Source organism: Verrucomicrobiota bacterium (assembly GCA_016871535.1).
GTDB lineage: Bacteria > Verrucomicrobiota > Verrucomicrobiia > Limisphaerales > SIBE01 > VHCZ01.
Genome location: VHCZ01000264.1, coordinates 1 through 8,481 on the forward strand (window position 1 = coordinate 1; position 8,481 = coordinate 8,481).

8 protein-coding genes are annotated in these 8,481 nt (G+C 60.5%); 5 read left to right on the forward strand and 3 right to left on the reverse strand.

The annotated features are described in order from the left end of the window. The first annotated feature begins 234 nt into the window (after nucleotides 1-234). Both FJ398_23150 and FJ398_23155 read left to right on the forward strand, forming a co-directional pair. Entirely contained in the window at nucleotides 235-477 is a 243-nt protein-coding gene (locus FJ398_23150; GenBank protein MBM3840800.1) for an AbrB/MazE/SpoVT family DNA-binding domain-containing protein, read from the forward strand. Then, complete coding sequence (locus tag FJ398_23155; protein MBM3840801.1) at nucleotides 477-2,066, forward strand: amidohydrolase family protein; 1,590 nt, start codon at nucleotides 477-479, stop codon at nucleotides 2,064-2,066. Before FJ398_23150 ends, FJ398_23155 begins: the two co-directional genes overlap by 1 nt. Before the next feature lie 193 nt (nucleotides 2,067-2,259). Here FJ398_23155 and thrH read toward each other — a convergent pair whose 3' ends face one another. After that, the gene (gene thrH, locus FJ398_23160) at nucleotides 2,260-2,862 is read right to left on the reverse strand and encodes a bifunctional phosphoserine phosphatase/homoserine phosphotransferase ThrH (protein MBM3840802.1); all 603 of its coding nucleotides are present in this window, start codon (nucleotides 2,860-2,862) and stop codon (nucleotides 2,260-2,262) included. Between the two features lie 38 nt (nucleotides 2,863-2,900). Between thrH and FJ398_23165 the strand changes: the two genes are divergently transcribed. Further along, nucleotides 2,901-3,311, forward strand: coding sequence for a hypothetical protein (locus FJ398_23165; GenBank protein ID MBM3840803.1), 411 nt, complete (start codon nucleotides 2,901-2,903; stop codon nucleotides 3,309-3,311). A 65-nt stretch (nucleotides 3,312-3,376) separates the two neighbouring features. Here FJ398_23165 and FJ398_23170 read toward each other — a convergent pair whose 3' ends face one another. Both FJ398_23170 and FJ398_23175 read right to left on the reverse strand, forming a co-directional pair. Continuing rightward, nucleotides 3,377-4,012 (reverse strand): response regulator transcription factor, encoded by a 636-nt coding sequence (locus FJ398_23170; GenBank protein MBM3840804.1) that lies wholly within the window; start codon nucleotides 4,010-4,012, stop codon nucleotides 3,377-3,379. Between the two features lie 46 nt (nucleotides 4,013-4,058). After that, the gene (locus tag FJ398_23175) at nucleotides 4,059-5,789 is read right to left on the reverse strand and encodes a HAMP domain-containing histidine kinase (protein ID MBM3840805.1); all 1,731 of its coding nucleotides are present in this window, start codon (nucleotides 5,787-5,789) and stop codon (nucleotides 4,059-4,061) included. Here FJ398_23175 and FJ398_23180 point away from each other — a divergent pair. Both FJ398_23180 and FJ398_23185 read left to right on the forward strand, forming a co-directional pair. Further along, a complete protein-coding gene (locus FJ398_23180) occupies nucleotides 5,788-7,995 on the forward strand; it encodes a hypothetical protein (protein MBM3840806.1) in 2,208 nt (735 codons plus the stop codon). The two genes, FJ398_23175 and FJ398_23180, sit on opposite strands and share 2 nt — an antisense overlap. Nucleotides 7,996-8,088: 93 nt before the next feature. Further along, nucleotides 8,089-8,280, forward strand: a complete 192-nt coding sequence (locus FJ398_23185) for a hypothetical protein (GenBank protein MBM3840807.1) — start codon at nucleotides 8,089-8,091, stop codon at nucleotides 8,278-8,280. Nucleotides 8,281-8,481 lie beyond the last annotated feature (201 nt).

Sequence of the window (8,481 nt, forward strand, 5' to 3'; positions counted from 1 at the left end):
CGGCGCAACCCGAAGGGCGGCAGTTCTTTTTCGCCAGACTTCGTTGCTTGCTCCTTACAGATCCACTTCGGGATATGCTCGTCGCTCGCGCCTCGTCTGGCCGAAAAATCCCTTGCCGCGAACGTGAGCGTATTTATGAAATGGACCACTAAGGCTAAAGCCGGGACTACGTGCAGAACAAAATGAGAATTGCTACCAGACACAGCATAGAAGTAGTCTCATTGTATCTACATTATGAAAACAGTTGTCCAACGGTGGGGCAACAGTCTGGCCCTCCGAATCCCGAAGACCTTTGCCGAGGAAATCTCCGTTCGCGAAGGCGACGAAGTCGAGATGAATGTGGCCAAGGGGCGGCTCATCGTCGCGCCAAGGCCTCCACGAGAGTATCACCTGGCCGACCTGGTGGCGGAGATCCGACCGAGCAACCTGCACCGGGAAATCGTGATCCAGGGCCCTCAAGGCAAGGAGGCGTGGTAATGCCGCGTCGCTACGTTCTCGAACGCGGCGACGTTGTTCGGCTGCATTTCAATCCTCAAGCCGGTCACGATCAGGCAGGGCGCGGGCCGGGCGTCGTGCTCTCGCCGGAGAGCTACAACCAGAAAACCAGCCCGGCCTTCCTTGGTCCCGTCACCAGCCAGGTCAAATTCTTCGTCTTACTGGTTCTCGCCGCGTTACGCTTCACCACTTCCACTTCCGCGCAGGAATATGACACCGTGATCATGAACGGACGCGTGATGGATCCGGCCTCGAACTTCGAAGCGATACGGAACGTCGCGATCTCCGAGGGAACCATCGCGGCGATTTCCGCGGAACCGTTGAAAGGGCGCGCCGTCATCGATGCCAAGGGACTCGTCGTCGCGCCCGGTTTTATCGACCTCCACCAGCACGGCCAGACGCAAGAGGATTACCGTTTCAAAGCCATGGACGGCGTCACCAGTGCCCTCGAACTCGAAGTGGGCACGGCCGATGTGGACCGTTGGTACGCCGAGCGCGAAGGAAAATCGCCCATCCATTTCGGCGTCAGCGTCGGCCACATCCAGGTGCGCATGGCGGTGATGGGAGATCGTCCGGATTTTCTGCCGCCGGCGGATTCCCAGGGCGCGAATCGAGTCGCTACGGAAACTCAGATTGCGGAATTGAAAGCGCAGATCGAACGCGGCCTGGATCGTGGCGCGGTTGCAGTCGGTTTTGGGATTCAATACACGCCAAGCGCCACGCCGTGGGAGATTCTAGAAATGTTCCGCGTCGCCGCGCGCTACCATGCTTCGTGCCACGTGCACCTTCGGAGCAAGCGCGACCAGGATTTGGAGCGCAGCATTTCAGGATTGGAGGAAATCATCGCGGCCGCCGCCATTACGGGCGCGCCGTTGCATGTGGTTCATGTCCAGAGCAGCGGTGGCCGCAGCACGCCTCGCTTGCTGCAAATGATTGGCGAAGCGAAGTCCAATGGACTCGACGTGACGACAGAATGTTATCCCTACACCGCGGGCATGACGGATATCCGATCGGCGATCTTCGACGAAGGTTGGACGAGGCTGATGGACATCGATTACCACAATCTGCAATGGCCCGCGACCGGCGAACGCCTGACGGCGGAGAGTTTTGCCCGCTACCGTAAGATCGGCGGCCTGGTCATTGCCCACACCAACCCGGAGGAAGTCGTGCGCGCCGCCGTGGCGCATCCACTGACGATGATCGCCAGCGACGGGTTCATGCAGCACCCGCGCGGCGCAGGCACCTATGCGAGGGTGCTGGGCCGTTACGCGCGCGAGGCCAAAGCCCTGAGCTTGATGGATGGTCTGCGCAAGATGACGATCATGCCTGCCCAACGCCTGGAGCCTCGCGCTCCCATGATGAAGAAGAAAGGCCGCGTACAAGTGGGCGCCGACGCCGACCTCGTGATCTTTGACGCGGACAGGATTCTGGACCGATCTACTTACGAGGATCCTGCTCAGCCCTCGGAAGGCATCCAGTGGGCTCTCGTGAACGGCGTCGCGGTCCTGCGAGAAGGCCAATTCCAAACCGGGCTGACTCCAGGCAAGGCGCTCCGCGCTCCGCTGCGCTAGACGATTACAGGTAGGGCAAACCTGCCGGTTTGCCGCCCCTCGCAGTTCTGCTGTTGCATTAAACTAAGCTGTGCGACACCCCTGACTCTTCTTCCTCTCCCCTCGAGGAACGAAACCAATATGGTGCCTCCTCCGCGGGAAACCCATCCCCTACCCTCGCAGGAAGCGAACTGCCAACGATGCCCCCTTGCGCTCACAGCGCAGCCTTTATGAGTTCGAGCAAATCCGCGTAAGCATCCACAGCTTTGAACTGAGGGAATTCTTGCCGAACATTTTCCGGAGCGCGGAAGAGAAATCCCGCGCCGGCCTCCCGCAGCATCTCGGTGTCGTTGTAAGAATCGCCCGCGGCAATGACGCGATAATTCATCCGTTGGAATGCGGCGACGGCTTGTTTCTTTTGTTCTGGAATCCGGATCTTGTAATCGACGATTCGGTCATTGACCACTTCCAGGCGATGGCAGAGCAGCGTTGGCCACTCGAGTTGGCGCAGGAGGGGCTGAGCGAATTGCTCGAAGGTGTCCGAAAGAATCACCACCTGGACGACGGACCGCAGCCCGCGCAGGAAATCCAGCGCGCCGTCCAGCGGACGCAGGCTGCCGATGACTTCTTGAATGTCCGACAGTTTCAATCCATGGGCGTCCAATATCTTCAGCCGCCCGCGCATGAGTTTGTCGTAATCGGGTTCATCCCGGGTCGTGCGGCGCAGCTCGGGGATTTGGGTTTTCTCTGCAACCGCGATCCAAATCTCCGGCGTCAGGACGCCTTCCATGTCCAGCGTGACAATCGATTGTTTCACCGGGCGCGATTGTCCAAAGATTTGCCCGGCTGTCCAGTGTGGGATGGGTCAACGGCACGCTGGATCAGACCTGGGTCAATCCCGCCACCGACTCCGCCAGTCCGGCGGACTTCAATCAAGCGAGTTACGGTTACAACGGCTGGATGTACACCGGCGCTTGGCCCGACGATTTCGTTGAAGGGATGCCCCGGGCGCAAAACGCGGCCTACAGAAGCGAAACGGACATCGCTCATCCTGCGCAAACGCCGGCGATGTACGACGCCGTGTGGGTGAACGCCTGGCCGCTCGCCAAGGACAAGCCGCCCCGAGACCTGTACAAATTTGGCCTCTGGTTTCGGTCAAAATCCTGCGAACCGGGCGCCTCCTGCAGCGCCACGCTGCGCCCGAGCGCGGCGTGTGTCTGCAAGACGAGCCGCAGCATAGCCAGGCGAGCTATCGGACCAGGCTAACCACGGACTTCGCACACCGCCGCGTCTGTCGTCCGCGTGCAGATAAGATCGGGCAGCTCAGAACTTCACGGGAGCAGCCGAGCCAATGCTTCCAGAGCCAGGCGGGCCGCGGCCGTGCGGGTCTCGACGGAGAGTTTTTCCAAGATATGGACGACATGCCGTTTGGCGGTCGCCTCGCTGCATTGGAGAATGATGCCGATGTCGGAATTGGTTTTGCCCCGGGCGACCCAGAGCAACACTTCGGCCTCGCGGGGAGTCAGGCCCAGCTTTTCGAGCGGGGCCGCGGAGGAGAAATCGGGCTGAAGCCGTTTTGGGGGATTCAGAAGATTTTGCCGCTCGAAGCGCGCGGTAATCGCGGCCAGCAATTCGTGATTCGAGACCGGCTTGGTCAAGTAATCGTCCGCGCCGAGATTCATGTCCTGGCGAACGTCCGGTCGTTCGCCCTTGGCGGTAAAAAAGATGAATGGAATGTGCGCCAGCGCGGAGTTTTCCCGCACGGCTTGCAAGACGCCGTATCCATCCACGCCCGGCATCATGACGTCGCACAAGATCAAATCGGGCCGGCTCGCTTGCGCGAGTTCGAGGCCCCGCGGGCCGTCTGCGGCGCTCACCACCTCGAAGCCTTCCAGTTCGAGCAGCGTCACGACGTTCTCGCGCATGACGCGTTCGTCTTCGATCACGAGAATGCGTTTCGCGCTCATGGGGTGGAGGGCTTGATCAACGATTCAAACGAAATGGGATTGACGCTCACTCCTGTGCCGCCGCGCGGCGGAGGAATTCGGTTTCATACTCTTTGGCGAAGAGCGGCACGCGCACGGTGACGCGAGTGCCTCGTTCGGGCTTACTTTCGATCTGGATCGAGCCGCGGTGCAATTCGACACAGCGTTTCACGATCACCAATCCGAGGCCTGTGCCGGGCGCTCCATTCGTATTGCTCCCGCGATAAAAGGCATTGAACAACCGGTTCAAATCCTGCGGCGGGATGCCGATGCCCTCATCGCGAACGACGAAGATCACTTCGTGCTCGAAACGCTGTACCTCAAATTCCACCGGCAAGCCCGGGGGCGAGTATTTGACGGCGTTGGACAACAGGTTGGAGAAGGCATGGCGCAAAAGCGTCGTGTCCGCCCAGACTTTTTCGGGCAATTCTCCGAGCGACAATTGAATCGGACACCGAGCCTGGGTAGCGCAGTGCAGTTCATCGACGAGTTGGCGGCAAAACACACCGAGGTCGAAGTGTTCGGGCTGGCATTCGTAGCTGGCGGCTTCGACCCGGCTCAAGAGCAGCACTTTTTCCATGACTTGGGCGAGGTCCTGCGTGGACCTGACGATATTGCGCAGGAGTTGCTCGCGCCGTTCGCGAGGCAGGCGCTCGAAATAGCTGGTCAACAATTCGGCGCTGGATTGGATGTTGCCCAGCGGTGTGCGGAACTCATGGGAAACCATCGAGACAAACGTGCTTTTGAGGCGGACGATTTCCCGTTCGGCTTCGAGGGCCTGAGCCACACGTTCTTCGGCGCGGGTGCGTTCGCCGATTTCATGCCGCAACTGCCGGTTCGCCTCGGTCAATTCAGCCGTGCGCTGGCGCACCTGGCGCCGCAGGGCAAGAATGGAAACCACCCCAAAGAAAACCGCCACGCCCGCCGCCCCAAGCGCGCGAAGGGCTTCCGGTCGCTGCCAGAAAGCCACCTGGGCCAGGAATTGTATGTCTTCGGGCCCGCGCAACCAGAGGATGGAGGAGCGCCGGACCCCCGATTCCCCAACGGTGAGGGAAGCGACGCCTGTGATCTGGACATAACTGTTCTCCTTGAGGGGAAGCTGGCCGGGGCCACTGACAACCCAGGTGGCATAAACATTCTCCCCGGCTGCTTCGAGGATCAGGTTTTGCGTGGGGACGCCGCCGGCTCCGGGACGATTCTCCCGATCGATCAAGCGGGCTCGTAATGTCACGAGTTGCGAAAGACGCGACCCATTTAACAGCTCTGCCACCCGCACCGCGACCGCCGGGATCTCGGGACCGATGCTAATTCGCTGATATTCTGCGTGACCCAGGATCAATCCCCGCGGCAAGCGCACCGGCGTCCCGATCACTTCGATCCGATCACCCGGACTCAATTTATGGCGCGGCGGATGCTCGATGCGTCCCTCCTGGATATCCAATCCCGACAGGGCGGCCATGGGTTGCACTTCCACAGCCCCGCTTGCGTCCTGGATGAAGATCGGGCCCGAAGGCTGGTGAAGAGTCACGGTGCCTTGAAGCCTGACGCGGTGGCCTTTCGGAACTCGGAGAGACGAAAGTTCGGCGATCGGAAGCGCGGGGTGGCCGAAGAGGTTGGAAGACGGACTGCGGGAAACAAGCTTCACCATGTTGGTGCTCGATCCGTAGAGCGTAAATCCGTAAGGGTGTCCCGCATCGCGCGCGCCGGTCTGGCATACGCCGGTGACTTCCACCTCCGCGTCCAACCAATCGCGGGGCATGACGCCGTATCTCTTCCGCGGACAAGGGCGCAATGTGTCCCCTGGGGATCAGAAAAGTCACGACGCCCCGGACCTTCCCCCATTACTGAGTTTGACTCACGCCGGCATTGCCGAGTCCGACGATCCGCTGAATGCTGGTCAGGACGGGGAGGCTGTTCGTGGGCGCAATGAATGCATTGGTCGCCCCCGGCGTCACAACCGGCTGGGCGTGAATCGGCGCCGGCAAGGTGAGCAACCAGCCCAGCAGGAGCCCAAGGAGGTTTCGCGGGACCATTCGACGCTGCGGTTTCATTCGAGGCGGCTCGCTCAACAGTGTGCCTGGTCGAGGCGAAGGCGAACCGCATCACCGGCGGAATGGAACTCCAACCTGATTCGCTTGGCAATCCACACTTGGTACACCTTTCGGTGTATTGCCTGGCGCCAAGGCCTGCAAACACACGTTGGATCGGCAGGGTCGGCGGCAATCACATTTCAATACAACACGATTGGACCGAGCGCGCCGGGCATTCCGGGGGAGGGAATCAAAGATCGCTCGGCGCGCACCGTGATTCGCTACAACAAATTCCTGACCGTGACCGGGCATCCCATCTGGATTTTGCAGACGCAAGGCGGACAAGGGATGATCGACCAACAGCCCGGATACCACACCACGCACATTTACGGGAATGTGATCTACAACGGCCCGGGCGGCAACGGCGGCATGGTCCGGTATTCAGCCGGGGCCGAGGATATTTCCGTGGCGCGTCGCGGGCCGCATTACTTCTATCACAACACGCTGATCAACCACGCCAACCAGGCCGGTCCGAACGGCCGCTGGTGGAGTGTCGCCATCCTGACGCCGCAGCAATCGGAAATCGCCGGCCTCGGCTGGACCACCATTGTGGATTGCCGGAACAACATCATTGCGAATCTACCGGAGACGCCCGGCGCGCAACCTGGAGATTTTTCTCTTTTGGGCTCAAACGCGGGAGAACTGCGCCTGGGCAAGAACTGGATCAGCGCCGGATTTAACCCTTATCGCGTCCCATGGAATACGACTGGTTTCTACGGACTCATCACGGGTCTGGGCCAAACGATCGTCGGAGCCAGCCCCGGTTTTGCGAACCTCGCCGCCCTGGATTTCCACCTGGCGGACGCCTCGCCAGCCATTGACCTTGGCGGCCCGCTGGCTCCCGAACTTCCCGCGGCCTACGCCGTCACAGAAGAAATTGTTGATCCTCAAGCCAGCCAGCCACGCAACGTCGTTGGGACGGCGACGGATCTGGGCGCATTTGAGGGACCAGGCGTGAGCCTGCCGCAAGTTCCTGGCACGATCCAATTCGGCGCGGCCAGTTTCACGGTGGACGAAGGGGCTGGCACCGCGGCGGTGACCGTGACTCGAAGCGGCGGGGCTTGGGGCGATGTCACAGTGAAGTACGCCGTCACCGTCGGCACTGCGACCGCTCCTTCGGACTTTTTCAAGTCGTACGGAACGTTGTCATGGAGCCACGGCCAGGAAGGACCGCAGTCCTTTCCCGTCACGATTGTCAACGACGCCGTGGCGGAGAACAACGAAACCGTGACGCTCGTGTTGGGGTACCCTACCGGCGGCGTGTTCGATGGTCGCTTCATTTACTTCGTGCCGATTTACGACGGCACCGCGACTCATGGGCGAGTGCTCCGGCTCGACACGCAAAGTGATTTCAGCCAGGCGGCGAGCTGGCGGGCTTACGATGCCGGTAATTCAGGAATCCCGAACACCAAAGGCTTCAAAGGCGGTGTGTTTGACGGACGCTACGTTTATTTCATCCCGTACGTCGGGAGCGGACGGGTTCTGCGTTTCGACACGCAAGGCGAGTTTGCGAACAGCGCGAGCTGGTCCGCCTTCGACGCCGCTTTCAACGTGGGTGGCGCCGCCGGATTCATGGGCGGAGCGTTCGATGGACGGTATGTCTGGTTCACTCCCTACAACAACAACGGTCCGAGCGGAAGGGTCTTGCGCTATGACACACAAGGCACGTTTGCGAATGCGGCCAGTTGGCAAGCGTACGACGCAGGCAACACCGGCGGGCTCGGCGCCAAAGGTTTTCAAGGGGCGCTCTTCGATGGACGCTACGTGTATTTCGTGCCGTATCGGAACATCAATTTCAGCGGTGTGGTGCTGCGCTTCGACGCGCGGCAGCCGCAGCAATTGCCCGATACGATTTCGGGAGGATCCTTTTTCTGAAGCGCCGCCTCTCCTTCAGTCGCCTGTGGCTGGTGGGGGTCTCAGGCAGCCTCGACCACAGCTTTGAGGCGCGGCTCTCAGATTGGTCTCAGATTGACCGGGCGGTTGATGCACGATGGCATCGTGGATTCCACCTTCCGATCGCCGGACGTGGTTTCGGCCTATCTTAATGATCTGCTCCCCCTCAGTGACGGCAAGATCCTGGTCGGGGGCCAATTTGGATTATCCGGTTACTCCGCGGAAATGGTGCTGGCCCGTTTGAACCGCGACGGAAGCACGGATTGAGCGATCCAGTCCGGACGAATTACCAGCGGTATTATCGTCTCCGGTTAGACTGAAGTTGGCCTCACGGACAAAACAGGGCGTCCCGTTGTGGCGAGACGCCCTGTGAAAAACTTTTCCCTCTGATTTTACACGTCGTAATAGAGGTAGAGTTCGTAGGGATGCGGGCGCAAACGCAACGCGTCGTGCTCCCGCCGCTTGGCG